This window comes from Leptothoe sp. ISB3NOV94-8A (genome assembly GCF_043421595.1).
GTDB classification, from domain to species: domain Bacteria; phylum Cyanobacteriota; class Cyanobacteriia; order Phormidesmidales; family Phormidesmidaceae; genus Leptothoe; species Leptothoe turfae.
The window spans coordinates 286,402-312,990 of sequence record NZ_JAXSQW010000003.1 but is presented as its reverse complement, the minus strand read 5'-3'; the positions used below and the strand labels follow the sequence as shown (position 1 = coordinate 312,990).

Sequence of the window (26,589 nt, the reverse complement as noted above, 5' to 3'; positions counted from 1 at the left end):
GGATTGTCGCCTATTTTTCAATGTTTTTTGGAATTTGCCTATCTCTCAGATGATCTGTGAAAAAGAATGGATAACCTGGTAGGGGTGGTGCCTAGTGCCCACCCTGGACAATCTGGCGCAATCAACCAGGATTTATATTTAACGAAATGTTGCTAAATGGCATACGTTGTCCCAGGGTAGGCACAAGACCTGCTCCTACAAGGGTTGTCGTCTGCTTTTCAATGTTTGACGAAATGTTGCGAAATGGCATACGTTGTCCCAGGGTAGGCACAAGACCTGCTCCTACAAGGGTTGTCGTCTGCTTTTCAATGTTTGACGAAATGTTGCGAAATGGCATACGTTGTCCCAGGGCAGGCACAAGACCTGCCCCTACAAGGGTTGTCATCTATTGTTTGATTAAAAATTGTTCACTCCTGGGATAAATAGGCCAGGGCATTAACGATGGCAGCAGCCACTGGAGACCCTCCTTTACGTCCTCGCACCTGAATCTGGGGCACATGCACCTCTGCTAGAGCCTGTTTGGCTTCTTCAACGGCAACAAAGCCTACAGGTACACCGATTACTAGGGCTGGTTTTACTCGTCCTTTGCGAATTTGTTCCACTAGGGCAAGTAGAGCTGTAGGGGCATTACCGACAACAAAAATGCCAGTGGAGTATTGTTGTGTCAGGGTCAACATGCCCGCTGCCGTGCGGGTGGTGACGGCGGCACTAGGTATAAAATCCTCTGGAACATAATCCAGAGCACAGGCAATAGAAGAATGTCCTATGCCCTTGAGAACACCTGTGATGCCCATTTGCACCATGCGTACATCGACAATTACGGGTTGCCGTTGCTGAAGTGCCGCTATCCCTGCTGCCACTGCACCATCGCTGAACTCAAACAAGTTTAGAAGTTCAAAATCAGCGGTGGAATGGATGGCCCGGCGGATAATGGCATATTCCTCAGGGGGCCAATTGTGATGGTCAATTTCTCGGTCGATGATGGCAAAACTTTCGACGGTGATCGGGTGCATAGGTAAAGGACGAAGGCGGCAGGATGAGGAATTTGGGCGTTGTAGGGACCGTTGCATGCAACGTCCCCGCGTGGTTAAGGTTGTAAGGCCTGGGCAAGGGCGGTTAATAATTGATCGTTCTCTCCAGGAAGACGAACAGCAATGCGAAAATAATTCTCCCCGAGTTCTGGAAAGCTAAGGCAGTCGCGAATCAGAATTTTGTGAGATTTAAGTAAATCCTTTTGTAATTGAGTGCAAGGAACCTCTGTTTTGACCAGGAGAAAATTAGCGGCACCGACTAAGGGGGTAAGTCCAGGTAATTTTTGGAGCCCTGCAATAAGGGCATCGCGGGCAGGGGGCAACCAGTCCCAGGTTTGTTGCTGGAATGAATGGTCTTGGAGAGCTGAGATCGCAGCCACTTCAGCCAATGTATTCACAGGCCATGGATCCCGCCACTGCTGCCAACGTTTTAGATAGTCAGGATGACCCACGGCATAGCCCAGCCGTAGACCCGGCAGACTGTAGAATTTGGTTAGCGATCGCAACACAATCAAGTTAGGAAAGTCCGGCACCAGATCCAATACACTTTGCTGCTGCTCCGGCGGCAAAAAGTCCATAAAGGCTTCATCCACCACCACCAGGGCAAATTGATCAAGATAAGGGATTAAATCTTTTCGCAGTGTGAGGGTACCCGTAGGATTATGGGGATTGTTCAACAATAAGCCGCAGTTAGTCGATGCTGTTATGTTTGCCTGGGGGGGCACTGCTGCTAGATCCATGGGCACAGGAACAATCCTGGCGTTAAAAGCCTTGAGACTCCGTTGATAATCGGCAAATGCGGGTGTGACCAGATAAGTGGCATCTAACTGGGCCAATTCTCGCCCCATCCAGGTTAATAGTTCTGCGGCTCCATTACCGGGCAAGATCCAGTCCATGGGCAAATGGTGAAAGTTACTGAGGGCTGACCGCAGTTGAGGGTATCTGGGGTCAGGGTAGGCCGTTAGGTGCTGCAACTGCTCCGCCAGTATTGTCAAGACAGATGGGGGCGGTCCCAACGGGTTAATGCTGGCAGAAAAATCTAAAATCTCTTCCGGTGTGCAATTGGCAAGCTGAGCTGCCCAATTACGGTTACCACCATGGGTAGGGCGACCTGGGCTGGATGGGGAGGGAGCTGTAGTCATAGGGTGCCAGGTAGCCAATTACAGACATCCAACTGCAATATGTTAAGGAATGTATAGTCGACCAGTTCCAAGGTATTTGTCAAGGTCCAGAATAATTGCGACAAGACGTTCAGCACATTGCTCTCGATAGTGGCTATTTCCCAATCGCCTCAGGTTAGATATTGTTACGACTGGTAAAGAGGTATTTGTGTTTTCCTTACGAATAATCTCCTCTAATGAATTGTCTCCCTTCATATTCCGATTTGCTGTCAGCAAAATCATCTTATGAGATTGGGCGAATTGCCAAACAACTCGGTCACTACTATCAAAAGGTAAGCCAACGTCTTCAAATGTGACCAAACGAATTGTTAATAACTCTAACCACCCCTCAGTAGCAATAGTATTGGAACTCAGGACTGCATGACCTTCAAGATTATGATCAACTAGATAGCTCATGATTATTGGGCGTTCAGCCTGTTTTTCCAGGCTTGCAGCTTTTTATGAGCCGCCGTCATTTCATGCTCAGATTTTATAGATTCTCTGTAAGTCAGTAGCTCTTGATTACGGGTTTCCCAGTATTGGCGATTTTCTTCAGCTTGCGCTAAAACCTGATGATACTCACCAATAATATCTATATGATGGGCCGCAATATAGGTTTGAGCAGCATCCCACTGAGCTTGATTTAAACTCAACATCTTCCGGATAGTCTCATTTTCATATCCGGCTGTTAGATAATCCATTACGTCGTAGAGAGTAATGCGAGTACCTTGAATCGTTAAACCACGTTCAGTGCGACTAATACTAACCGATTCCCTATCTGATTCATTTTGTAGGGCATGGGTAATTAATTCAGTCACTATCTTATTGAGATCTTGACCTTGTTCGGTTGCCTTTTGACAAAGTAGAGCCTCTAAGGCGGGTTCTAGAGATATTTCTAGCGTCATGCCCCTCACATTAGTCAACAATGCTTAAATTTTAGCACTTGTCAAAGGTTGGCTATGTAGCAGTAACACAACGCTTTCAGTATCCTATCGCTACCAGAACTGACTGACACTTAACCAAATACTGAGCCATAGTAAAAAACAAAACCGATTTAACTGCAAACACTCTCGAATTACTTCAGGCGTAATCGCACGTATCGGGTCGCCCATCAGGGGTTTCACTTTAACCACACCTTTATAGACGTTCTTTCCACCTACCTGCACCCCCAAGCTGGCGGCATAGGCACATTCACTCCAGCCGGAGTTAGGGCTGGGGTCAGCGGCGGCATCTCTCTGGCAAAGGCCGATCACGGTTCGGGGTTTTCTAGAAATTAGAGCCAGGGTTAACACGGCTAAACGACAGGGAAGCCAGGTTAAGGCATCTTCGAACTTAGCGCTGCACCAGCCAATGTCGGTATAGGGGGCGGCCCGATAGCCCACCATGGAGTCCAGGGTGCTGGCGGCCTTATAGGCCAATGCTAAGGAGGCACTACCCAGGGGGGTGACGACTCCGACTAAGGCATAGAACAAAGGCCCCATAATGCCATCAACGCTATTCTCGGCAACAGTTTCAAACACCGCTCTAAGGATTTCAGGTCTCTCCAGATCGTGGGTATCGCGCCCGACATAGCGGCTCATACGCTGGCGAGCCTCGGCTAAATCGTTCTGTAGCAACGGCGCGAGTACATCTTCTGCTGCATCTCGCAGGCTGCGTCCGGCAAAACAGGAAGCGACTAAGATTATTTCTAAACTTAGGCCAAGCCAGGGATTGAACCACCGTGCGATCGCAACCAGTCCCCAGCCCACCATCGCACTCCCCCCAACCAAAAGAACGCTCAGCAACACCCCCAGCCCCTTCAGCACCCTTGCCGACTGCGTCGCCTTAAACGCCAGGTTGGTATACCGCTGAATTACCCAACCCATCGCCTGCACCGGGTGAGGCCAGTGCCACGGGTCCCCCACTAGAAAATCCAGCCCTGCCGCCCCCATCAGCACAATGGCCGCATAACCATCCACAAATTCAGTCATAGTAGTCATTCACCCATCCACCCCATCCCCCCATGAAAGCACTGTCTGTCCTCGGTACATCGTCTAATGCTGGTAAAAGCTGGATTGTTACGGCCCTCGGGGCCTGGCTGCGGCGACAGGGGGTAAAGGTGGTGCCCTTTAAGGCACAGAATATGTCCAATAATTCCTACGTCACCCTGGAGGGGGGGGAAATTGGGCGGGCCCAAGCGGCCCAGGCGGCGGCCTGCGGGGTACGTCCGGTGGCGGAGCACAATCCGGTGTTGCTCAAACCCTCGGGCAATGGTACGTCTCAGCTGGTACTGCTGGGGCAGCCGAAGCAGCATATTCGGGCGGGGGACTATTACCAGCACATTGAGGATATCTGGCAGGTGGTGGCGCAAACCCTGGACTCTTGGCGCGATCGCTGCGATGTTTTGCTGTTAGAAGGAGCGGGCAGCCCGGTGGAGCTGAACCTGATGCATCGAGACATTGTCAACCTGCGGCCCATTCAATACCTGCAGGGGCGCTGGCTATTGGTGGGAGACATTGAGCGGGGGGGCATTTTCTCCCAAATTATTGGCACCCACACCTTGATACCGGAACCGGCAAAATCCCTGGGGTTAGGGTTTATCGTTAACAAGTTTCGCGGCGACCTCAGCTTATTTGATACAGCAGGAGAACATTTTGCTAAGCACCTACCGGATTTTCCTTACCTGGGCACGTTGCCCTACCGGGGTCATCTGCAGCCAGAAAGTGAAGACAGTCTATGTAAAGAAGCAGAAGAATTTGGCAGTGGTGCAAAATTCGCCTGGATTCGGTTTCCTCGGGTGTCGAATTCCCAGGATAGTCAACCCTGGCAGTTGGATACGGGGATTCGCACCTGTTGGGTAACCACACCAGAAGACCTGAAGGATGCCCAGGCCATTATTCTCCCCGGTAGCAAAAACACGCTGCAGGATCTGGAGTGGCTACGAAAGACGGGATTAGCGATCGCGATTCAACAGGCAGCTCAACGGGGTATTCCCATTGTGGGTATCTGTGGCGGTTATCAGATGCTGGGGCAGTCTCTCTCGGACCCCCATGGCTATGCGGGGCTAGCAGGGGAGGTACCAGGGTTGGGGCTGTTGCCCATTGCCACTGAGTTTATTGCTGAAAAAGAGGTGCGGCAGGTGAGTGCGATCTCAACCCATAACAACACAACAGACACCTGGCAAGCCTACGAAATCCACATGGGCCAAACCCAGATAATGACCTCCCATATTCCAGCTTCACCCTTGCTAAAGATTGAAGTGCAGGGAACACAGCGACCCGAGGGCAATCACTGCGTCCACACCTGGGAGACAACCCAAAGTCACGTATGGGGCACCTACCTCCACGGATTGTTTGAATCCACCTCTATGCGCCAGGCTTTAGCCCAACTGGCACATGTGCAAGACTATCGACCTGGCACCATATCTTGGCAACAACAACAATTTAAGCTCTACGATCAGATGGCCGACACTCTGGAGGAATACTGCGATATGGCCCTCATTCGCGATTGGGTTGATCTGGTCTGATGAAGCTAATACAAAATATATGTCCGAATATGTCCGATAGTGATGAGCGGCACTATGGGCAAAACCGTTGAGATATACAGACCACTCCTGATTTGCTAAGCTTAATAAGCGTGATATCCCTGAAATATGCCGACCATCTTGAGAGTAGGGCCTTATCGGCTCTACTTTTATAGCCATGAACCTAATGAACCACCTCATATTCATATTGATCGTGATAGTTCATCAGCCAAGTTCTGGATCGAGTCTGTCAAGCTAGCATCTAACATTGGATTTAGTCCAAAGGAGTTACGCAAAATACAGGCCATTGTTGAGGCAAATCAAGAAAAATTATTGGAGGCTTGGCATGGGTACTTCGGCAATTCAGGTGGATGAGCGGGTAAAAGCAGTTCAATTTACAGAAGAGACAATTAGCGTTGATCTCATGGATGGACGAACAATTGTCGTCCCACTGGTGTGGTATCCAAGATTATTAAAGGCAACTTCAGAACAACGAGAGAAATGGGAGCTTTGTGGAGGTGGCTATGGTCTACATTGGGAAGAGATTGATGAAGATCTAAGTACATCAGGAATGTTGCGTGGTGCACCTGCGCCAGCCAGGTAAGGTTCCCTGACACCAGATCATATTTATTTTATCTGAACATTGTTTATCACAGAATCTCCGTTTTTATACCTAACTTCGGATACAGATACGTTCCACCCATAAATCTTCCGGGTAGCCTATCGTAGGCTTAGTCACCATAGGCTGGGCGCTAATCATCAGTTGAATTACAGATGAAATTGCTGAGATTGTTCTACCCAGTGGTTTTTGGAGTATAAAATTGCCATGGCAAGCGATACTTTATATGGGGTCCACTTATTATTTACAGATGGCCCTTCCCACCTTAATGACAATTCATCTCGGGCTGAAACCTTCAAGAACTACATTGATGAAGCCATTCGACTAGGCTCGGATGTGGTTCGATTTCCAGGGGATTGGCATGAGCTAGAACCTGTAGAAGGTCAATGGAATAACAACTACATCAATGATGTCCGTGATGCTATTCAGTATGCTGAGGACAATGGGGTCCAGGTTGTTATGTTATTTGCCCAAACCCCTGAATGGGCGCGCCCCAACCCTAACGATGACATTTGGCATCCGCCAGCAGATGTGAATGATTTTGCGAATGCGGTTGCTTACTTCTACAATCAATTGGCTAGTGTCCGCGACAATATTACGGCTTGGGAAATTTGGAATGAACCCAATGTGTTTGAGTTTTGGGGTAGCGCTGATCCCGCCACAGATCTCCGGGACGTCAACGGCCAAACGGCCTATGCTCTGATCGATACAGGGTTTGCCAGTGATTATGCCCCATTATTGAATGCCGCCTACACTGCTCTTCACAATGCTGCTAACGCTGCCAATACAAATGTCACCGTATTGGGTGGTTCGGTAGCGGGCACCGATTTTCAGTATGTCCAGGCGTTACTCGATGCCGGGGCCATGTTTGATGGTCTGGCGGTGCATCCCTACACCCGTCCTAATGATTCCACTGGGATTCCCTGGGCACCGGATACAACCTTTGCACCCACTGCTCAGCCCACCCTGGATCAGCTATGGTCGTTTCAATATGGCATGGAACAATTGCGGAATTTGGTTGCTCAGCCCCTCTGGATTACGGAATTTGGCTGGCGGATTGGTAATGGCTGGGGAGATGTGTCGTCTGAGCTGCGGGTCGACTATATGGAAACAGCCCTTGAGTTAATTCAGGGATGGAATGATGTGGAAGTTGCGATCGCATACCGTCCGTTTGACGATCCAGCCAGTTCTGGGAATACAAATCGATATGGTTTGTTGAATGACGATGGTTTAATTCGTCCAACTGGCAGAGTGTTGCAGGAGTATGCAGGGTTAACTATTCATGGGACTCCCAGTAATGATGAACAATTGTTTGGTGCCCAAGGCCAGGATGAGCTTTTTGGTCATGCAGGCGATGATATTCTCTGGGGGTTTGGTGGCGATGATTTTTATGTTGGTGGTGCTGGCAACGATCAATTTGTCTTCACGGCTGGCAACGACTTTGTCAAAGATTTTGAGGTAGGTGCTGATACTGTAGTGCTCTCAGAGTCTTTGGGAATTTCTTCTTTCAGTGAAGTTCAGCCCTTACTACAACAATGGGGAAATAATGCCGCCATTGTGATTGATGCAAACACCTCAATCGTAATGGAAAATATCGATATCAATCATCTCAGTGCCAGCTCTTTCCACTTTGATGATCCTGATTTACAAGTTTACGGCACACCAGATAATGATTTGCTGTTGGGCGCGTTAGGCCAGGATGCCCTCTTTGGCGGTGCCGGTGATGACATTCTTTGGGGGCAGGAAGATAATGATTTCTATGTCGGTAATGCTGGTGACGATCAGTTTGTTATTACGGCTGGCAATGACTTCGTTAAAGACTTTGAACTCGCTGCTGATCGGCTGATATTACTAGATTTGGGAGTTTCTACCTTCAGTGAGGTTCAACCTTTGCTGCAACAGTGGGGGAGTAATGCCGCCATTGTGATTGATGCAAACACCTCAGTCGTGTTGGAAAATGTCACCACTGGTGATTTGACCGCTACCCATTTTGGCTTTCTCGATCCTAGTTTACCCGTCTAGAAAGAACGTTTATTTTGCACTACTGGGCACTAAAAAATGTGCCTTGCAAGATATACATCCGGATAACATCTCGATATTTTCCACCTGTAAACACTTCTTGGATCAAGCGACCTTCTTCAGTAAATCCTGACTGATTATAGAGATAAATTGCTTTTTCATTTTCCACTGCAACAAGAAGATATACTTTATTGAGGTTGAGAATCGAGAAAGCATAATCTAAGGCTTGGGCAATCAGAGATCTCGCAAATCCTTTGCCTTGATAACCCGGTGAAATAATGATTGCGAACTCTGATGTTCTATGGATGTAGTCAATTTCCAGGAGTTCTACAAGCCCTATGGAATTGCCGTCGCTATCTTCAGCAATGAAACGTCTTTCTGTATTGTCGTGAATATGCTTTTTGTATAAGTCTTCCAATTCATCAAATGATTCATACGGCTCCTCAAACCAGTAGGCCATTATATTTCGATTATTGTTTAATTTATGAATAAATTCTAGGTCTGTTTTCTCTAGAGCACGTAATGTTAATTGTTCAGGCATGGTTTTCCATAACTTAACGGTAGGTCTATCTAACCATGGTTAATTGAACAGTTAGGATACTTTTCATGGCCCTATGCATTTGAATATAACGTTGCTCATCATCCGCTGTAGATAACCTGTGCATCATGCAGCTCATGTTTTTGGTTCGTCCTTCTTTCCCAGCACCTTGGTCACCAAGATTCCCATGCAGACGGCAGGAAACAGCAACAATAATCCCTGATAGAGCACCCGCCCGCCATGCAGAGGGAACAGGCCTGTCGAGCCGGCGACACAGAGGAGAACGACCAACGATGTATAGGTTATTGCGATCGCGTCATACACGTTGTGGCGAATATACCGACCGATCCCGGCTTGAAGGTCCCGAAAGAACTCTTTGGTTGATGCGATGGTGTACGAGAAATAGAAAACAAACCAAATCCCTGTGAGAATTCCCAGTCGAAGCAGGAGATGAACGTAAGCAAACCGTCCTTCCTTCGGTGTGTCGAGGCCGGTTACCATCATAACGCTGTTGATAACAGTGACGATCAAAAACGCGTCAGAAACTCCCGCGACGGCGTTCTTCTCGGAGAAGAAGCGCTTGAGCGCACTTATCACTTTTGGAGCACGAAACGGCATGTGCATTCACCCTATTATCGACTCAAATGCTTGAACAGTGAGCATTTCTTCCAGTTTTCCTTTAACCTCTTCCAGCTTTTCAGCCTGAGAGAAGTTCAAGCTAGCATGAGGCCAGGATCAAGCGAAACGCATACAATTATGATTGTCTTTTCAACTTGATGAGAGGCAGCTGCACGGCCCCAGCTTCTTGATTGAGAACAAGATTCTGAAGATACAGCACCCTCCTATAACTATACATATATCTAGCTATAACTATACATGTATCTAGAAACTTTCTGGACAACACCCTTTAGACCACAGGGCAAACGCATATTCAATGAGCGAGGATTCCTAATAGAATAATCGTTATCCTATCCAGCTTTGAGACGTTTGCCCTTCGTGCCAGCTTTGGTTAAAGCGTTCTACCCCACCGTCAAAACTCAGCAAATAATAGCGTTGTTCGAGACTGGGAGGGTTAAGCTCTTTAGCTCAATGTCCTTAAGGATATTGAGCTTTTCTATAGCTTTGAAATAATCAGCCTTGTCATACGTTCAGTGTGCCCATGATTCTCTCTCGTAACCATAGAGACCTACGAGGCTGAACTTATTAATGACGCAATTGTTCGTAATGCCTGATCCACCCCTTGTTCTGCCAGGTCCGATAAGGGATGACCCATGGTAAAGTCGCAGGCAGGCACTTCAACCCACCAAGCTTTCGGGAAATGGCCATAGACAGATTGGGTCAATGCCAACAAGGAGCAGGGACTACAGGAATGACCAAAACCAGGCAGTGCAGAACCCGTAGTTTCGGTGCCACGGGCATCCAATGGTTTAACTTGAACCGTGTCAGTATTTGTTAATTTACAAGCATCAACAAAAATAGCAACACTTGCCCTGGCAAGCTTACTAGAGAGTTCTGGCGTCAGTTGTTTAACTGAATAAGCTTCGAGATTAGGTGTTTTTAACCCTTGAAGTTGAGCAACGACTTTCTGACCAATGGCATCATCGCCTTTGTCAGGATTACCATAGCCAATCACAACAAAAACAGGACTAACCTCAGAGGAAAAACCGTCAATAACATTGGCCATGGTACCTTCCTCTACTCATTTACCGATGTCTTACCTACCTACATTCTAGTAGCAAATTGATCTACCTGCTAAACGATACTGATGTCGTTTTATTATGTCCTCTACCAGGCGTAATTGCCTGGTAGAGGACAAGGGAGCAGAACTATAGTGTGATGAGGCGTTATTGATGGTCTACGATGACGTCCTCAGTCTTGTGTTCATGACGTTTGGTTGCATTCGGCTCATGGACGACCAAGACCGAACAGGGAGCATGATGCATGACATAATTACTCACACTGCCCAATAGCATCTCACCCAAGCCTTTACGGCCATGGCTGCCGACCATCACCAACTCAGCTGACCACTCTTTTGCATGGTCACAAATGGCACGACCAACGTCGCTATTGACCAGCTTAAAATCACTCCGAACACCGGCCTGTGTTGCTTGGTCAACAAAGTGACGCAACCGCTCGGTTGCCGCCGCTTCATAGTCACGATAGCTTTTGAGATACACCTCCCAAAGACTCTCGTGCCCCCCTAACGCGAAAGCTGTCAGCCCAGTCTGTTCGGGGAGGGGTAAATGCCCACCCCCATCAGGGGTTAAGACACTGAAAAACAGAAGTTCAGCCCCAGTCGCCTGGGCAAGGGTCAGCGATTGTTGGCCGAGCTCATGGCAGGTATCGCCATGATCGAGAGCAACCAGAATTTTAGTGAACATCCCACAACCTCCCCATCAAAATAGATCGAATAGACCAACAATTATCCATCGTCGTCATGCCCCCCCTACACAGACAGCTCCCTAGGTCATGGTCTCCGCCTCCATGGCCGCAATCGCTAAGGTGGTCTTTAAGACAGAGTCTGGATTGAGACTAATGGAATCAATCCCCTGCTGCACCAAAAACTGAGCAAATTCAGGATAGTCACTCGGCGCTTGGCCACAGATGCCAATCTTGCGCTGATTCGCCTTCGCCTTCGCAATCACCTGACGTACCATCGCCTTGACCCCAGCACTGCGTTCGTCAAAGAGATGGGCCACCAGGGCAGAATCCCGGTCGAGGCCCAGGGTCAGCTGCGTGAGGTCGTTCGACCCAATGGAGAAGCCATCAAAGATCTGGCTAAACTCATCCGCCAAAATCACATTGTTGGGAATCTCACACATCACATACACCTGTAACCCCTGTTCCCCTCGCACTAACCCATAGCGGGCCATTTCAGTGAGCACCTGCTGCCCTTCTTCGGGGGTCCGACAGAAGGGCACCATGGGAATCAAATTGGTCAAGCCCATGTCTCGACGCACCCGCTGTAAGGCCTGGCATTCCAAGCCAAACGCTTCCCGATAGCGCGGGTCGGTGTAACGAGAGGCCCCCCGCCAACCAATCATCGGGTTCTCTTCGGTCGGTTCAAACGACGCTCCGCCCAACAGATTCGCATATTCATTACTCTTGAGATCGGAGAGCCGAATCACCACAGGCTTGGGATAAAACGCCGCGGCAATCATCCCTAATCCATGGGCCAACTGTTCCACAAAGTAGTCGGGCTTATGGGCATAGAGCGCGGTCAGCTGCTCAATCTCATGTTTGATGGGGCCGACGGCTAACTGGTCAAAGTTGAGTAAGGCCAGGGGATGCACTTTAATGTGGTTGGCAATGATAAACTCCATGCGCGCCAATCCCACCCCATCACACGGAATTTTCGCAAAATGAAACGCTTCTTCGGGATTCCCCACATTCATGAGAATTTGGGTCCGCGTCCGGGGGATGTCATCAATCGCCGTTTCTTCGACCGTAAAGGGCAGGTGTCCCCCATAGACTTTACCCACTTCGCCAGCGGCGCACGTCACCGTCACGCTCACTCCGGTGGCTAGACGCTCGGTCGCGTTGCCACACCCCACTATCGCCGGAATGCCCAACTCTCGGGCAATAATGGCCGCATGGCAGGTGCGACCCCCTTGGTCGGTGACAATCGCACTCGCCCGTTTCATAATCGGTTCCCAATCCGGGTCTGTTCGCTGGGTAATCAGCACATCCCCCGGTTGAAACTCGGCCATGTTTTGCACCGATTGGATCACCCGCGCGGACCCCTGACCAATCATTTCACCCACCGCTTGACCCGTCACTAAGGGCGTCAGGTCGGTGGTATCCGCCTGGAGAACATAATTACGCAGAATCGAGGCTGACGTTTGAGATTGAACCGTTTCCGGGCGCGCCTGCACAATAAACAACTCTCCCGTGAGACCGTCTTTCGCCCACTCAATATCCATCGGCGTGTAGGTGCCCCGCACCTGGGTATAGTGGTCTTCGATGATGCACGCCCACCGCACTAGGGTTAAAATCTCATCATCACTAATCGCATAGCGCTGACGCTCCACCTCCGACACCGGGACATTCTTCGTCAGCTTGCTACCGCCCACGTCGTACACCATTTTGATCTCTTTACTGCCCAGGCGCTTTTTCAATATGGGACGATATCCCTCCCGAAGGGTCGGCTTAAACACTAAATATTCATCGGGGTTCACCGCCCCCTGCACCACATTCTCGCCCAACCCATAGGCGGCGGTGACGAGTGCCGCGTTCTTAAAGCCGGTTTCGGTGTCGATGGAGAACATCACACCCGAGGTCGCCAAGTCCGAGCGCACCATCCGCTGCACACCCACCGACAGGGCCACCGTAAAGTGGTCAAAGCCCTTGATGGTGCGATAGGAGATCGCCCGATCCGTAAAGAGCGAGGCAAAACATTTATGGCACGCCTCCAGCACGCCCTTGACACCATGCACATTCAGGTAGGTTTCCTGTTGGCCGGCAAAACTCGCATCCGGCAGGTCTTCAGCGGTGGCACTCGAGCGGACCGCCACATCCAGCGCTGGATTCCCACTGTCAGCACAGAGGGTCAAGTACGCCTTGGCAATGGCCGCTTCGAGCTCCGGCGGAAAGGGCGTGTCGAGGATTAACGAACGGACGGTTCGACCACAGTGGCGCAGGGCCGTGACATCGTCGATATCTAGATCGCTTAGGTGCGCTCTCAACGCCTCGTCCAGACCGGCCTGCTGTATAAAATAGCGATACGCATCGGCGGTGGTGGCAAACCCAGTGGGCACCTGCACCCCTTGGGGCGTCAGCTGTTGAATCATCTCGCCCAAGGATGCATTTTTTCCCCCCACACAGGGAACATCATCAATCGTAATCCGCTCAAATTCAAGGATAAAGGCGGATTGAGTCGGCGTCGGGGCCAAATTTGCAGGGGTCGTTTGCACCATAAAAACAGAATCCAAAATAACAATCACTAGAAACGGGGGTGACCGTTTCCAATCTGGGTATAAGTCAAGACTTTGAGGAATCTATGAGGATGCCCACCCACGTATCGTTTCATTAACTCCAGACCAGGGGGCAGTCCCTTTTTTGGCATCCATGCAACAATTAAAGCAGGGTAGATGAGAGTCGTCGTCTGCTCGATGGAGTTCTCGTTCAACAGGGTGCAACAGCCTGGCTGTTGACCTAGGAGGAGACTATGAAACGACACTATTTAGCCGCACTCCCACTCAGAATGGGTTCGTAAATTATTGTAAAGGAGTGAATGTTCTTCCTTTCGTCCCTGTATAACCAGCAGTGTTGTTAGCACTGGAGGAAGGGATGAATTGTCTTCCGTATCCCTCAGATTTAAGCGATGATGAGTGGGACTTGGTTGAGCCATTAATTCCCGTCCATCAGGGTGTCGGTCATCCTCGAGAAGTGAACTTACGAGAGATCGTGAATGCCATTTTGTATTGGGTCGATAACGGTATCAAATGGCGTGCGATGCCCTATGATCTGCCGAACTGGTCAACTGTCTATGATTATTATCGTCGTTGGGTCAAGATAGGCTTATGGGACCAGATCAATGAACGCTTGGTAAAGCTAGTAAGACTCGCAGAGGGACGAGCTGAGCAACCGAGCTTGATCAGCATTGACAGTCAATCTGTGAGGACCTCAGAGAAAAAAGGACCTGAACAAGGAATTGATGGTCATAAGTGTGTCAAGGGACGTAAGCGTCATATCGTTGTTGACATCTTAGGCATGGTGTTAAATTGTTTTGTGAGTGCCGCCAATATGGCGGATATTAAAGCAGCCGTTGCAGTGTTAGGTCCTGTATTAGAGACCTATGTGAGGCTTGAGAAAGTGTTGGCTGACCAAGCATATAAGGGAGCTTTAGGAGAGATTATAAAACACGTTCATCACTGCATTCTAGAGGTGACAAAAAAACTAGGAGAGGGGTTTATCCCGGCTCCTTATCGATGGGTCGTTGAGCGAACCCATCGGTGGGCATAAGCGCAATCCCCCGAACGGTATGGGCATCTAAATAATTCACCACTTCAACAGTGCCACTTCCACCGATAATCACCTGGGTATGTAAGGCCGGTAAGGTGCCTGGAAAATACAGATCGACTACACTGCCTCGCACAGCAATCACTCTTCCCGAAACTGCTCCAGTCACGATAGACCTCATTGCTGATGAGTCTCTGAGATATCCCCATCAAAGGGTTGTACCCCTGTCTTAGGATCACCATCTTTAATGTATGAAGAAAGTTTGGGGATATTATGAGGAAATGAGACATCTGTTGCTTGAATTTACCCGATCCCTCAGCTCGCAGCAGTGTAGACGTTGAAGTAACAACACTGCAGTTAATATTGGAAAAGATAGGTTCTGTTGATGTGCTCAAGGTAGACGTTGAGGGCTCGGAACATAGCATTTTAATGCCCTTTGGCGACTTACTAAAGTCATCAGTTAAATATTTAATTGTTGAAGCTGGCGGTTCTCCCCGAGGAGATGGTATGACCTTACTAAAATTTCTGAAACATTTGGGGTTTTCCTGTGATTTTCAGGGTGACGCTTCGCTGATGCTAATTCGAGCTAAAAACAAACACTTACTGGGCGATTAATACCCACCCCATTTTAGAGCGATTTTTGATCTTGTAGAGTGCTCTCTTCACTGTACTCCTACATACCCTATCAATAGATTCTTGGGAACGCACCATGCCTATACATTCCTTGCAGTAAGCGGTCACAATGGGAAATGGTATGACAAAGTTTATGATAGTGCGAATTACTAGTTGTCTAAACCATCTACCCATACAGGCCCGTTATGACCATGGAAGCCTCGTCCTCTTCTAATAGTACGATTAAGCTTGAAGCCAGCTGGAAAGCGGTATTAGAAGATGTGTTTACCACTCCCTACATGCAGGATCTAAAAAAATTCTTAAAGGCGGAAAAGGCCGCTGGCAAGGTTATTTACCCCCGTGGCGCACTGATGTTCAATGCAATGGATAGCACACCATTTGACCAAGTCAAAGTTGTGATTCTTGGACAGGACCCATATCATGGCCCCGGTCAGGCCCACGGCTTGAGCTTTTCTGTCCCGGAGGGCATTGCGCCGCCGCCTTCTCTGGTTAATATCTTTAAAGAAATTGAGCAAGATCTGGGCATTAAACCTCCTAACCACGGCTGCCTGCAAAGCTGGGCAGATCAAGGCGTGTTACTGCTTAACAGCGTCCTCACAGTGGAACAACATAAAGCCGCCTCCCATCGGGGAAAAGGCTGGGAGCAATTTACAGATGCCATTATCACTAACCTAAATCAGCAACGAAAAAATCTCGTGTTTCTGCTGTGGGGTAGCTATGCACAACAGAAAGGAAAATTTATTGATCGTGAACGGCATTTAGTGCTGACCTCACCTCACCCTTCGCCGCTCTCAGCACACCGTGGTTTCTTTGGCAATCGGCACTTTTCAAAAGCCAATGAATATTTGCAAAAAAATGGCATTGCACCTATTTCATGGTCGCTATAGTCGTTTTTTACCGATTTCTAGACTTTGTAACCCCTGGGGGTAACCATGCGACCCTGATGCAAAAACGTGCGGGTATTGCCGATTAACACCACGGTGAGCATATCGATGGTGGTCACATCTACCTCTTTCAGGGTAAGACAGCGGACGGATTCTCCTGAACGGTAGAGAGAACGTGCGATCGCAACCGGTGTATCAACCGGACGATGCCGCCGCAAAATCTCTAACGCAATTTCAATCCCTTTGGTGCGGGTTTTCGAACGCGGGTTGTACAACGCCACCACAAAGTCACCCTGGCCAGCTGCCTCCAACCGCTGTTCGATCACGTCCCAAGGCACTAGCAAATCAGACAGGGAAATGGCACAAAAGTCATGCATCAGGGGAGCCCCCACCCGGGCTGCCACTGCCTGGAGTGCCGTAATTCCTGGGAAGGCTGAAACACCGGGTGTGTTGCCATCCCAGCCTCGCTGCACCAGGCATTCCATCACCAGGCCCCCCATGCCATAAATGCCGCAGTCGCCGGAGGACACCATGCCTACGGTTAATCCTTGGTGGGCCAGGGCAACGGCTCGCTCTGCCCGCTGTACTTCCTGGGTGATTTTGCTAGTCTCAACCACCTGGTTAGGATGGAATAGGGGCCGCAACAGGTCTAAATAAAGGCCATAGCCAATTACCACATCACAGTCCAACAGAGCGGCCCGGGCCGCTGCGGTGAGCTGGGCTAAAGAGCCAGGACCTGAGCCAATCAGATACAGGTGACCCGGCCGGGGATTGTATGGCTGGTCAGCGCGGGCTACGGCAATGGTGCAGGCCCCCTGCTGCTCACCTTTAAAGACTTGTTTTGTTATCACCAGTTCCTGACTATGGGCGGCCAGCAGGGCAGCGGCTTCAGCGACAGACGGTGTCCCCACCGCCTGGGTAACGACATCTGAGGGATTGGGAACCGCTGGTTCTTGTAGTTGAGCAGCGCTGAATAAGTGCAGGGGCCACTGATGCCGTTCTGCCAGGGTTTGAAAGGCGACTTCGTCTTGCTTGAGGTCAATGGAGGCGATGCCGGCGATGGATTGCCAGGCCAGGTTGCGATCGCGCAACACCTGTCTAATACTGACCTCAATTAACTCTGTCGATGTCCCTCGCTCACAGCCCAGCCCTAGCCATAATGTACGAGGATGCCAGCACACTTGAAGAGATTTCGCTGGGTTGTGCCCTTCTGAATCCTGACTAGGGGGTAGCTGATCCGAAATCCACAGTTGCGGAGAGGCTGGTAATTGAGTATTTGAAGCCGCAGTCTGCTGATCTGCAAAATAAAAAGAAGAATCGTCAGGTAACATCTGTCGCCATAGAGTCTCACCACAGGTTTGATGCACTGCGATCGCCTCTCGTTGTGCCAGCGCTGACGCCACCTTTGTCCAATCTCCCCCTCCACGCTGCCAACCATAGGGCTTACCCAACAGATCTACAGCCGGTAGCTGTTGTCCTTCAGAGGCTGACGTAATTACCGGTGCAGCTCTCAGTAGGGCCGCACATTGTCGTGTGAGCGCATCAGCTCCCCCCTGGTGTCCCCCGCTAACGCTAACCACAAACTTACCACTGTCATCAATGGCCACCACCCCCGGATCCTGGTGTTTGTTTTGGAGTAGTGGGGCAATCAGTCGCACCACTGCCCCCACGGGCAAGAAAAAGACTAGCTGTGTGGCTCGGTCCCAACAAGCTGCCACCACAGGGATTAGGGAGCCACTATAACAATGAACGACACCAAATTCTAAGTCAGTAAACCCAGCTAAAAATGGATGCTCCTGTAGGGGCAATCCCTTGTGGTTGCCCTGCGATATTTGGGGCTGACAATCAGGATATTGTATAACACGATCAGCAGTATCCATCGAAGCTAGAGTATCTTCCCTGGTCCAAAGTTCCAGGGGCTGCAGACCATCCCACAGCTGCAGAGCTTGCTGGCAACCTGCCTCCGTGGGCGCAATCATCACGATCTTGGATTCGAGCTGTCTAGATTCAGACTTTGGAGAAGATTTAGAAGTGATAGTCATGGCGGCGCACAATCAAAATGGAAAAGTAGGGGGGGGTATGGTCAGCCAGGTCCACCAGGCTAGAATACAGTTTTTCCTCCGGTGAACCCACTTGTTCCACCAGACTGGCGTGGTCTAGAAGGTCTGCTGCGTGGAGGATTTGCCATACCTGACCAAACACCGATGCCACTTTCATCAACACCACAACTTCAGCCCACTCCAGGGCATGGGTCAGTTCGGAAACGTCATACAGGGCAGGAAGAATGGCAATTTTTTCTGCCCCCAGGGATAAGGGCATATTGAGGGCAGCCATGGCGGCTAGGGGAGAACACACACCCGGTACAGTGGTAATCTTGACGTCAGGGGCCAAACGATGCACCGACTGGGCCACATAGCTAAAGGTGCTATATAGGCTGGCATCTCCCTCGGTGATAAACACCACATCCTGGCCTTGGGCTAACAAAGGTACTAGTTTCTCTCCTGCTGTGGTCCAGGCCTGTTGTAGCTGCACCGGATCGCGCACAAAGGGCAGATCTAAGGGCAAAATCGTTTGCTCGGGCCGCAGGTGAGATTTGACAATGTTGTAGGCCATGCCGGGCTTTCCATGTCGATTCTGGGGACAGGCCACCACATCCACGGTCTGTAAAATTCGCAGTCCTTTTAGGGTGAGCCATTCGTCATTTCCTGGACCAACGCTCACTCCCCACAACTTGCCCCAGGCAGAAGATTTTGTCAGTAACTCATTAGATGTCATTGCTTTCTCCTTGATCTGAGCCTGCATCGGGTTGAGGGAATGGTCGAGAGGCTTGCAACAAAATCACAGGGTTTAAAGGAACAAACCGGGTGGCGGTGGCCAGGGTGGCTGAGCGGGCAATGTTGACTTGCAATAGCTGTACAATCCAGCCCTTATTTTGTAGCTGTTGCTTGGCTAGCATACAGGTTTCGAGGGTGGCAAAGTTGGCGACAATGAAACCGTTCGGGCGGATGCGATCGCAACACACCGCCAAAATTTCCGACATTGCTTTTCCTCCCCCACCAATCATGATTCGATCCGGGTCTGGCAAAGAGTTTAGCGCCGCTGGCGCAACACCTCGGATAGGAGAAATGTGAGGCGTACCAAAGCGACGACAGTTTTTTTCGATTAAGGTCAGCCCAGCAGCCGTTTTCTCAATGGCATAGATGTGGGCATCGGGTATTAGCCGCGCAATCTCAATGGAGATGGACCCAGTACCGGCTCCTACATCCCATACCGTGATATCTGGCTGTAATCGCAGCAGGGAGAGGGACAAAGCACGGACTTCCTGCTTTGTAATCAAACCAGGCTGATCGGGAAAGGTGTGAAAGTCTTTATCGGCAATGCCGAAGAGGGGCTGAGGCAGGGCTTGTGTCAGAGGCTGTGCTTCTAGGACAACAACATTAGGGCTCGGGAACGAACTGTCTATTGCTGCTTCTATAGAAATTGATTGGATAGTCTCCTCAGTAGCTCCGAGCTGGCTACATACGGTCATGTGATACTGCGCAGGGGGGCGTATATCTTGAATAAGCCGGGCAATTTCTCCTGGCGTATGGACAAAATCGGTCAGAACTGCGAGGGGAGATTTGCCTTGTTTGAGGGCCTGCTCCAGGTGATCGGGCTGACGACCGTGGACACTGACGATGGTGGCCGACTGCCAGGGAATCCCTAGACGGTTAAAGGCCAGTTGGATAGAGCTTACCTGGGGATAGAATCGGAGATATTGCCGGTCGAATCGTTGTGTTAGGAGGCGGCCTAGACCATAGAACAGTGGATCGCCGCTGGCTAGAACTACAACGGATTGTTGTTGAAGTATGTCGGCTATTTGGTCGATCCAGGCGACAATATTGTTGCTGAGGGGCAGCTTGCGAGCTGGATGCTCGGCTACAGTTTGTAGATGGGCTTTACTACCTGCAATAATCTCAGCTTTTTTCAGACAGGCTAGAGATTCAGGGCTCAGACTTTGCAGACCGTCTAACCCTAAACCGATAACATGCAGTAAGTTTTGAGGACAAGATTGTTTCACGCTGAAGAGCTTTTAAACAAAAGAGAATTGCATGGCTTGGGATAACCTGAACAATCGACCCCACCGTAACCTCACCACACCCGTATTGTTGCTATGAGCGACTACCCTGTCGGGGAAACCCAGCTTGCCTAAGTGGGATCACTTGGATACTTCCGTAAAGGGGAGTTAGGCCCCCACGAACAGAAGGGGTTCGGGGAGGAAAGTCCTGAGCAGTCCTTATCGCAATTAGCCAACTTTACAACCAAGATATTTTGAGTAGTTGGCTAACTGCAAAACCAGCTGCTTGGGGTCCCTCCGAGTTCCCCAAACCCCCATGGGCAGGGCCGGAACGCCGCCCTACAACCCAACGTACTAGGCTATCCAAAATTGCATAGATTAAGGGGTTACGGCGGGGTCGATTGTATATATCCTGAGCTGCTGCCTGCCAAAAACGTAGCGCAGAAAAACAGAATCATGGACTTAGTGTTAATGCTCTTTTAGGGTACCTGCCAGGCTCGCTCATGGTAATCCTCCACTTCGGGATAGAGGTCGGGAATGCCGTGGTATAGGGCTTGTCCTTCAGGGTGGTCGTGGCTATGACTGTGGCCGTGCTCGTGATTGTGGCCATGGTCGTGGCTGTGCCCGTGATCATGATGGTGATGCCCATGTCCCTGGGCGCTGACTACCTGGCGAAACTTGCAGGTGTAGCAGTTCATGGAGACCTGGCCAGCTTGGGCTTCTTGTTCGCGATCGCGAATTAGCTCAAACAAAATTGGATCGGCACCAATTACTGATAGGCTCTGCACTTCTATGTCAGGGTGAGCCGCCTGCTCTTGTTCAACAATGGTCTGAATCCGCTTTGCCAGCACCCCATCAAACAGCAGGTGGGGGATCACAATAATTCGTTTAGGATTCCAGGCTCGGGCGCGCTCAAAGCCTCGTTCCATCCGAGGGTGGGTAATGCCGGTAAAGCAAACTTCCAGGTCGTGGTAGCCGCTACCTTCCCACAGCATCCGAGCCAGCTTATACACATCGCCATTGGCATCAGGGTCCGATGCGCCGCGACCGACAAATAGCAGTACGGTTTGTTCACGGGGTACGGTGCTTTCTTTATCTGCCTGTTCTAGCCGTTTTTGCCACAGGTCTAACCAGCGTAGGGATACACCAAAATGGCGACCATAGTTGAGCTTCAGTTGAGGGTGACGCTGGATAGCCCGATCTAGTTCATTGGTGACGTCAAACTTGCTGTGGCGTGCAGCAAACAGTAGCACCGGCAGTACGGTTAGCTCGTGATAGCCCTGCTCAACACAGCTATCAATGCCTGCCTGAATCAGGGGATCCGTCAGTTCCAAAAAGCAAGGAACCACGGGACGGCTAGGGTCATAGGTTTGAAACGTATGGGCAAAATCAAGAAATGCCTGACGCCCATTAGCATCACGAGTGCCATGGCCCAAAAGTAAAAGAGGGTTAGATTGACTCATGTGGTTATCATGGCCTCTGGGCAATCCAGAGAGATAGAGGTCAGGGATTAACGTTAACATTTGTCGGCAGCCGACGAAACATGGAATTCCCCCATGCCGATTTGCCCTATGCACACTTTGATTTTTCGGAAAACTATAAACTCTCGCCGTCTTCCAGGATCAAATGCTCCATAGGGCAGTGGCATGTTACGAGAAATGTTATGTAACTAAAGGACCTTTAGCGTTTCAACATAGTTTTCACAGCATGCCGATTCCCACCCTTGTTATTGCTGGAACCCACAGTGGTGTGGGTAAGACGTCTATTGCCATTGGTCTCATGCGGGCGTTTACCCATCAGGGTCTGCAGGTACAGCCTTTTAAGGTAGGACCCGATTTTATTGACCCCAGCCACCATCAGCGGGCAACGGGGCGAGTGTCCCATAATCTGGATGGCTGGATGCTAAATCAGGCTCAGAATCGTCAGATCTTTGATCAGGCTTGCCAGGGAGCTGATCTGGCCATTGTTGAAGGGGTGATGGGGCTGTTTGATGGCTACGGCGCGGAGTCTGAATCGGGGAGTACGGCGGAAATGGCCAAGTGGCTGGGGGCACCGGTGGTTCTTGTGATCAATGCCCGTTCTTTGGCCCGCAGTGCAGCAGCCCTGATTTCAGGCTATGGCAACTTTGATCCAGACCTGACGGTGGCGGGGGTGATTTGTAACCAAATTGGCAGTGCGTCCCACCTGGATCGCATTTGTTCGGCGGTCAGCCAGACTGTGCGGGTGCCTATTGTAGGGGGGATTCCTCGCTCTAAGCCCGTAAGGATTCCTGAACGTCATCTAGGACTATGGCGGGCGACAGAGGAAGAATTAGCTGAGACTGACTATCTGGACAGTCTGGCAAAGCTGGTAACCGACAATCTGGATTTGGCAGAGTTAGTCAATATTGCCAACTCTCGCTCAGACCAACTCGTAGCACCCAGTCATCTAGAGATGAAAACCGATGCTCAACAATGCTTGTCCCACTCTCCTAAGGTCCGTATTGGGATTGCCCAGGATCAGGCGTTTTGTTTTTACTATGGGGTCAATCTGAGTCTGCTGGAACAGGCAGGGGCAGAACTGATTCCTTTTTCCCCTCTAAAGGATTCTTTGCCTGAGAATTTGGATGGTCTTTATATTGGTGGTGGGTACCCTGAGCTGCATTCTAAACAACTGTCTGGGAATAAGGGTATGCGGGATGCGATCGCAAACTTTTGCCGGTCAGGACGCCCAGTCTATGCAGAATGCGGTGGCCTGATGTATCTTTCCCAGGGATTGTTGGGTGCTGAACAACAACGCTATCCCTTTGTCGGCATGCTTCCGTTTTGGACAACAATGGGACAACGGGTGAAGCTGGGCTATCGCCAGGTAGACATGGTGGGACCCTACGGTGGCTTCCCTAAACAGGGCACCATTCGCGGTCATCGGTTTCACTATTCAGACATTGTGGATGCTCAAGGTAATCTGCTGGAAATCACCCCGACGTCCCCTGAGCGAAGTCGAAAGGGACAATTAGAGTTTAATTACAAACTGCAAGGATGGAAAAACCATCAAACCTGGGAAGGTTATCAGGTCTATAATGTCCTCGCCAGTTACGTTCATTTACACTTTGGCAGCAATCCCACCTTTGCCCAACAGTTTGTTAAATGTTGTCGGCCATAGTCTTTAGAACTACCCCGACAACATTAGTATCAGCTAACGTCCTTGAGCCTAGCGATGCGGCAAGAGCTCTCGATTAAAAGGACACCCGTGATCGTCGCAACCCTAGAACATTATGGCTTTGTCTCTAATGCTGAGCCAAATGCCAAATCTGCTCTAACGCCACCGCTGCTCCTAAGGCAATCCGATATTCCACCACAGACGACAACATCGTTTCACCCGGATTAATTTCTACCGTGGGAATACCCTTCAACTGTGCTCTAACCAGAGGTTCGGCAATATACGGAAAAAGCCCCGACGTTCCTACCGCAAAGACAAGATCCCAGGCCATGTCCCGAAACTGGTAAAGCGCTTGGATGCCCCGTTCGGGCAAAGTTTCACCGAACAGGACAACGGCAGGACGAATAATCCCCTGGCAGGCTGGACAGATGGGGGGCAGAGGCACCTCTTGGCCATAGTCCGCCAGGAAGTCCTGGGCTGTGGTGACATAATCACACTTGATGCAATAAAGCTCTGAAGCACGACCGTGAATTTCCACCAGGTTTTGACTGCCTGCCGAGCGGTGAAACCCATCAATATTCTGGGTTAAGACCCAAGTGTTAGGCTTATGGTGCTCAATTTCCGCAATCACCTCATGCCCACGATTGTGGCAAGTATTGTGTAATGCCGCACCAAGTTGCCAGAGATATTTCCAGGTAATGTCGGGCTGCACCTGAAACATGGAGCCACTTAGGGCTTCTTCAATCGAAAAGCCTTCTGCTGTCGTTTGTCCTTCGTATAGCCCACCCACACCCCGGTAGGTGGGCAAACCCGAATCAGCAGAGAGGCCTGCCCCCGTAATAAACAGAATCTGCTCGGCTTGACTCAAATGCTCGGCAACGTCCTCAAGAATAGTAGTCATAGTCTAGGTATAGCAATGGGTAAGGTGTTTGGAACATCCAGGTTAACCTACCCATCCCAATGTCCTAATTGCTTAAGGACGACTATAGTCTGGTATTACTTCCTCGAAGCTACCGAACCACTAAAATCTCTAACTACAGGCCTTTTCTACATCACCCTTCGTAATGGAAAACGCATCAAACTCTCCCCCTTCAAACTCACCGGTTACAGTCACTTGTTCCCCGACGGTGATGTGACGAGTGGTGTTATCTCCACAAACGTCGTAAGAGTCAACAGTTATAGAGCGATCTTCCGTCTTCAACTGAAATCCGTCTTCCCACACTCGATACACTTCACCCACAAAGGTAGTATCCTGCGTCTGGGCAGTGGCAAGCTCACCAATAAGGATGCCGGCAAACACAAAGAAAGAACTTACAATAGTTAATTTCATCAGATACCTCATCTGCCATTGAGAATTATTAATTGTTTTTTAACCTTAATCAACTTTAGATGAATTGAGAATGACGTTTTTTTATCGTTTACATTTATAAAATCTCAGATTGCTGCAACACAAATTTCCAATATTCAAACAATTCGACGGCTCAAAGAGATACAACGCAGTTTGACTTCGCCTTACTTCGATGAACTTCGCCTGACATCTGGCCTATTGGATCTGCTTCCGTCAGCTACACCATACTCATGGAAAATTCATTGAAACTATTGCCAAACTGGCTCCATAGACAGATGAGGGTTTATGCAGGTAGTAGCTATGTCCAAGTTTCGTCGACAACTTCGCAAGGAAGCAGAACAGTGGTGGCAAGAAGGTGTCATTACCGTAGATATCTACGAACAACTGTCGGAGCGTTATAAATTTGGTGAGATTGAACCAGACGCCCAAAATCAGTTTATAGCTATTTTGTTAGGCCTTGGTGGCATCTTGTTGGGGTTGGGGCTAATCACCTTTGTGGCTGCCAACTGGCAGGTTTGGTCCCGAGCATTTCGAGTGTGCTTGTTGATGGTGCTGTTTGTTGGGATCAATGCAGCAGGGTTTTATTTATGGCGACGACCCTCTCGCCATAAAGGGTTACAGCGGTTGGGCCACGGTCTTTTATTAACAGGGGCACTATCGCTGGGTGCAAATATGGCCCTGATGTCGCAAATGTTTCACCAAAGTGGACAGGCCTATGAGCTTTACTTTTTCTGGGGAATAGGGGTGACCTTGATGGCCTACAGCCTCAGGCTCACATCCTTAGGTGTAATGGCTTGGGGACTTATGGCGATTAGCTATGGTTCATGGGCTGTTTCGACTTTCTGGCCAACAAACTCTAGCTGGCTAGAGTTCCCCATGAGAATGATGCCGCTGATAGTCTGTGGATTATTTGTGCCATTGGCCTATTGGTGTCGGTCACGGGTGGTGTTTGTTCTGGCTGGATTGGGTTTTGCAAGCGCATTTCCCCTAGCTCTATTTTCCTATGATGTCACCAATGGACTGTTGGCCATTTCACTGCTGCTGCCAGTCGCCTGCCTATGGAGCTATGACCGAGACGTGTGGAGATTTACTCCCCGTTCTATTCATACTCGACCAGATCCGTTTCAAACGGTGTCACGTAGCCTGGCTATTACGGTGCTGAGTCTCACACTCTATATCTTTTCATTTAAGGCTACCTGGGCCAGCCCACACCTATTTCAAGATGATACGTTGACCGAGTTGTCCTGGTGGTTTGTGAACATCGTAGTATTTAGCGTTTTTGCGGGGCTAGGATGGCTGCGACTGCGACACCAGCTGAGACATGGGAATCTCTGGCAAGAACAGTCGATCAATACCGTTACAATCGCCCTGATACTCATCCTATCTACCGGAATCGTAATTACCCACATCTCCCTGGGGGATATCAACATCGTTGCAACTATTGTCGTTAACATTATGTTGTTCTTACTGGCGCTGGCCCTGTTGCGGGATAGTTTAGCCTTAGGCGTACGCCGCACCTTTTGGGGTGGAATGGTGTTGTTAGTGTTAGGACTACTCAGTCGCTTATTTGAGTACAACACTGACTTAATGTTGAAGGCCGTTGTATTAGTACTCTGCGGCATCGGCATAATTGTTGCAGGGTTATGGTTTGAGCATCGACTTAAGCATTCATCAGCACGCCTCAGTCAAGCTTAAACCT

27 protein-coding genes are annotated in these 26,589 nt (G+C 49.8%); 9 read left to right on the top strand and 18 right to left on the bottom strand.

The genetic code is table 11. The features are described from left to right. Nucleotides 1–121: 121 nt before the first annotated feature. From SPB21_RS33440 to cbiB, 6 genes are all read right to left on the bottom strand, one after another. Nucleotides 122–385, bottom strand: coding sequence for a hypothetical protein (locus SPB21_RS33440; protein WP_499869374.1), 264 nt, complete (start codon nucleotides 383–385; stop codon nucleotides 122–124). A gap of 22 nt (nucleotides 386–407) precedes the next feature. After that, nucleotides 408–1,013 (bottom strand): precorrin-8X methylmutase, encoded by a 606-nt coding sequence (locus SPB21_RS33435; protein WP_499869372.1) that lies wholly within the window; start codon nucleotides 1,011–1,013, stop codon nucleotides 408–410. A 74-nt stretch (nucleotides 1,014–1,087) separates the two neighbouring features. Further along, nucleotides 1,088–2,173, bottom strand: a complete 1,086-nt coding sequence (cobD, locus tag SPB21_RS33430) for a threonine-phosphate decarboxylase CobD (RefSeq protein WP_499869370.1) — start codon at nucleotides 2,171–2,173, stop codon at nucleotides 1,088–1,090. A gap of 42 nt (nucleotides 2,174–2,215) precedes the next feature. Continuing rightward, nucleotides 2,216–2,608, bottom strand: a complete 393-nt coding sequence (locus SPB21_RS33425) for a DUF5615 family PIN-like protein (RefSeq protein WP_499869368.1) — start codon at nucleotides 2,606–2,608, stop codon at nucleotides 2,216–2,218. 2 nt (nucleotides 2,609–2,610) lie between these two features. Continuing rightward, nucleotides 2,611–3,096 (bottom strand): DUF433 domain-containing protein, encoded by a 486-nt coding sequence (locus SPB21_RS33420; RefSeq protein ID WP_499869366.1) that lies wholly within the window; start codon nucleotides 3,094–3,096, stop codon nucleotides 2,611–2,613. 90 nt (nucleotides 3,097–3,186) lie between these two features. Then, entirely contained in the window at nucleotides 3,187–4,161 is a 975-nt protein-coding gene (gene cbiB / locus SPB21_RS33415) for an adenosylcobinamide-phosphate synthase CbiB (protein WP_499869459.1), read from the bottom strand. Nucleotides 4,162–4,193: 32 nt separating this feature from the next. Between cbiB and SPB21_RS33410 the strand changes: the two genes are divergently transcribed. The 4 genes from SPB21_RS33410 (at nucleotide 4,194) to SPB21_RS33395 (ending at nucleotide 8,334) form a co-directional block, all read left to right on the top strand. Continuing rightward, complete coding sequence (locus tag SPB21_RS33410) at nucleotides 4,194–5,696, top strand: cobyric acid synthase (RefSeq protein WP_499869364.1); 1,503 nt, start codon at nucleotides 4,194–4,196, stop codon at nucleotides 5,694–5,696. Nucleotides 5,697–5,822: 126 nt separating this feature from the next. Continuing rightward, nucleotides 5,823–6,068 carry a DUF4160 domain-containing protein gene (locus tag SPB21_RS33405; RefSeq protein WP_163701645.1) on the top strand — a complete coding sequence of 82 codons (246 nt, stop codon included), beginning with the start codon at nucleotides 5,823–5,825 and terminating at the stop codon, nucleotides 6,066–6,068. After that, entirely contained in the window at nucleotides 6,040–6,297 is a 258-nt protein-coding gene (locus SPB21_RS33400; RefSeq protein WP_163701642.1) for a DUF2442 domain-containing protein, read from the top strand. The genes SPB21_RS33405 and SPB21_RS33400 overlap by 29 nt, the downstream gene beginning before the upstream one ends. A 222-nt stretch (nucleotides 6,298–6,519) precedes the next feature. Continuing rightward, nucleotides 6,520–8,334 carry a cellulase family glycosylhydrolase gene (locus SPB21_RS33395; protein WP_499057958.1) on the top strand — a complete coding sequence of 605 codons (1,815 nt, stop codon included), beginning with the start codon at nucleotides 6,520–6,522 and terminating at the stop codon, nucleotides 8,332–8,334. Nucleotides 8,335–8,353: 19 nt separating this feature from the next. Here SPB21_RS33395 and speG read toward each other — a convergent pair whose 3' ends face one another. The 5 genes from speG to ppsA all read right to left on the bottom strand — a co-directional run bounded on the left by speG (nucleotide 8,354) and on the right by ppsA (nucleotide 13,785). Continuing rightward, nucleotides 8,354–8,872 carry a spermidine N1-acetyltransferase gene (gene speG / locus SPB21_RS33390; protein WP_163665278.1) on the bottom strand — a complete coding sequence of 173 codons (519 nt, stop codon included), beginning with the start codon at nucleotides 8,870–8,872 and terminating at the stop codon, nucleotides 8,354–8,356. 132 nt (nucleotides 8,873–9,004) lie between these two features. Next, on the bottom strand, nucleotides 9,005–9,487 hold the full coding sequence (locus tag SPB21_RS33385; protein ID WP_163701635.1) for a hypothetical protein: 483 nt from the start codon (nucleotides 9,485–9,487) through the stop codon (nucleotides 9,005–9,007). 568 nt (nucleotides 9,488–10,055) lie between these two features. Next, complete coding sequence (locus tag SPB21_RS33380) at nucleotides 10,056–10,553, bottom strand: hydrogenase maturation protease (RefSeq protein WP_163665274.1); 498 nt, start codon at nucleotides 10,551–10,553, stop codon at nucleotides 10,056–10,058. Between the two features lie 160 nt (nucleotides 10,554–10,713). Continuing rightward, the gene (locus tag SPB21_RS33375; RefSeq protein WP_250564983.1) at nucleotides 10,714–11,250 is read right to left on the bottom strand and encodes a universal stress protein; all 537 of its coding nucleotides are present in this window, start codon (nucleotides 11,248–11,250) and stop codon (nucleotides 10,714–10,716) included. Nucleotides 11,251–11,331: 81 nt separating this feature from the next. Next, a complete protein-coding gene (gene ppsA / locus SPB21_RS33370) occupies nucleotides 11,332–13,785 on the bottom strand; it encodes a phosphoenolpyruvate synthase (RefSeq protein WP_163659054.1) in 2,454 nt (817 codons plus the stop codon). A 373-nt stretch (nucleotides 13,786–14,158) separates the two neighbouring features. On the opposite strand from ppsA, the gene SPB21_RS33365 reads away from it, so the two are divergent. Continuing rightward, nucleotides 14,159–14,833, top strand: coding sequence for an IS5 family transposase (locus SPB21_RS33365; protein ID WP_163659055.1), 675 nt, complete (start codon nucleotides 14,159–14,161; stop codon nucleotides 14,831–14,833). On the opposite strand, the gene SPB21_RS33360 is transcribed toward SPB21_RS33365, so the two are convergent. Continuing rightward, a complete protein-coding gene (locus tag SPB21_RS33360; RefSeq protein WP_348917850.1) occupies nucleotides 14,781–14,999 on the bottom strand; it encodes a hypothetical protein in 219 nt (72 codons plus the stop codon). The two genes, SPB21_RS33365 and SPB21_RS33360, sit on opposite strands and share 53 nt — an antisense overlap. Nucleotides 15,000–15,127: 128 nt before the next feature. On the opposite strand from SPB21_RS33360, the gene SPB21_RS33355 reads away from it, so the two are divergent. Beyond that, the gene (locus SPB21_RS33355; RefSeq protein WP_499869360.1) at nucleotides 15,128–15,445 is read left to right on the top strand and encodes an FkbM family methyltransferase; all 318 of its coding nucleotides are present in this window, start codon (nucleotides 15,128–15,130) and stop codon (nucleotides 15,443–15,445) included. 203 nt (nucleotides 15,446–15,648) lie between these two features. Continuing rightward, a complete protein-coding gene (gene ung / locus SPB21_RS33350) occupies nucleotides 15,649–16,350 on the top strand; it encodes a uracil-DNA glycosylase (protein ID WP_499869358.1) in 702 nt (233 codons plus the stop codon). 17 nt (nucleotides 16,351–16,367) lie between these two features. On the opposite strand, the gene cobJ is transcribed toward ung, so the two are convergent. The 4 genes from cobJ to SPB21_RS33330 all read right to left on the bottom strand — a co-directional run bounded on the left by cobJ (nucleotide 16,368) and on the right by SPB21_RS33330 (nucleotide 21,927). Continuing rightward, nucleotides 16,368–18,389 carry a precorrin-3B C(17)-methyltransferase gene (cobJ, locus tag SPB21_RS33345; protein WP_499869356.1) on the bottom strand — a complete coding sequence of 674 codons (2,022 nt, stop codon included), beginning with the start codon at nucleotides 18,387–18,389 and terminating at the stop codon, nucleotides 16,368–16,370. After that, nucleotides 18,373–19,122 (bottom strand): precorrin-2 C(20)-methyltransferase, encoded by a 750-nt coding sequence (locus SPB21_RS33340; protein ID WP_163702973.1) that lies wholly within the window; start codon nucleotides 19,120–19,122, stop codon nucleotides 18,373–18,375. The genes cobJ and SPB21_RS33340 overlap by 17 nt, the downstream gene beginning before the upstream one ends. Then, nucleotides 19,112–20,407: a precorrin-6y C5,15-methyltransferase (decarboxylating) subunit CbiE gene (gene cbiE / locus SPB21_RS33335; RefSeq protein ID WP_163702972.1), complete on the bottom strand. Its 1,296-nt coding sequence runs from the start codon at nucleotides 20,405–20,407 to the stop codon at nucleotides 19,112–19,114. The genes SPB21_RS33340 and cbiE overlap by 11 nt, the downstream gene beginning before the upstream one ends. Before the next feature lie 476 nt (nucleotides 20,408–20,883). Then, the gene (locus tag SPB21_RS33330; RefSeq protein WP_499057977.1) at nucleotides 20,884–21,927 is read right to left on the bottom strand and encodes a sirohydrochlorin chelatase; all 1,044 of its coding nucleotides are present in this window, start codon (nucleotides 21,925–21,927) and stop codon (nucleotides 20,884–20,886) included. 184 nt (nucleotides 21,928–22,111) lie between these two features. On the opposite strand from SPB21_RS33330, the gene SPB21_RS33325 reads away from it, so the two are divergent. Beyond that, nucleotides 22,112–23,545: a cobyrinic acid a,c-diamide synthase CobB gene (locus SPB21_RS33325; protein ID WP_499869353.1), complete on the top strand. Its 1,434-nt coding sequence runs from the start codon at nucleotides 22,112–22,114 to the stop codon at nucleotides 23,543–23,545. 124 nt (nucleotides 23,546–23,669) lie between these two features. Here SPB21_RS33325 and SPB21_RS33320 read toward each other — a convergent pair whose 3' ends face one another. Together SPB21_RS33320 and SPB21_RS33315 are read right to left on the bottom strand one after the other, a co-directional pair. Beyond that, entirely contained in the window at nucleotides 23,670–24,443 is a 774-nt protein-coding gene (locus SPB21_RS33320; RefSeq protein ID WP_499869351.1) for an SIR2 family NAD-dependent protein deacylase, read from the bottom strand. A 129-nt stretch (nucleotides 24,444–24,572) separates the two neighbouring features. Further along, entirely contained in the window at nucleotides 24,573–24,872 is a 300-nt protein-coding gene (locus SPB21_RS33315; RefSeq protein WP_499869349.1) for a hypothetical protein, read from the bottom strand. Nucleotides 24,873–25,190: 318 nt separating this feature from the next. On the opposite strand from SPB21_RS33315, the gene SPB21_RS33310 reads away from it, so the two are divergent. After that, nucleotides 25,191–26,585, top strand: coding sequence for a DUF2157 domain-containing protein (locus SPB21_RS33310; protein ID WP_499869347.1), 1,395 nt, complete (start codon nucleotides 25,191–25,193; stop codon nucleotides 26,583–26,585). The last annotated feature ends 4 nt before the right edge of the window (nucleotides 26,586–26,589 follow it).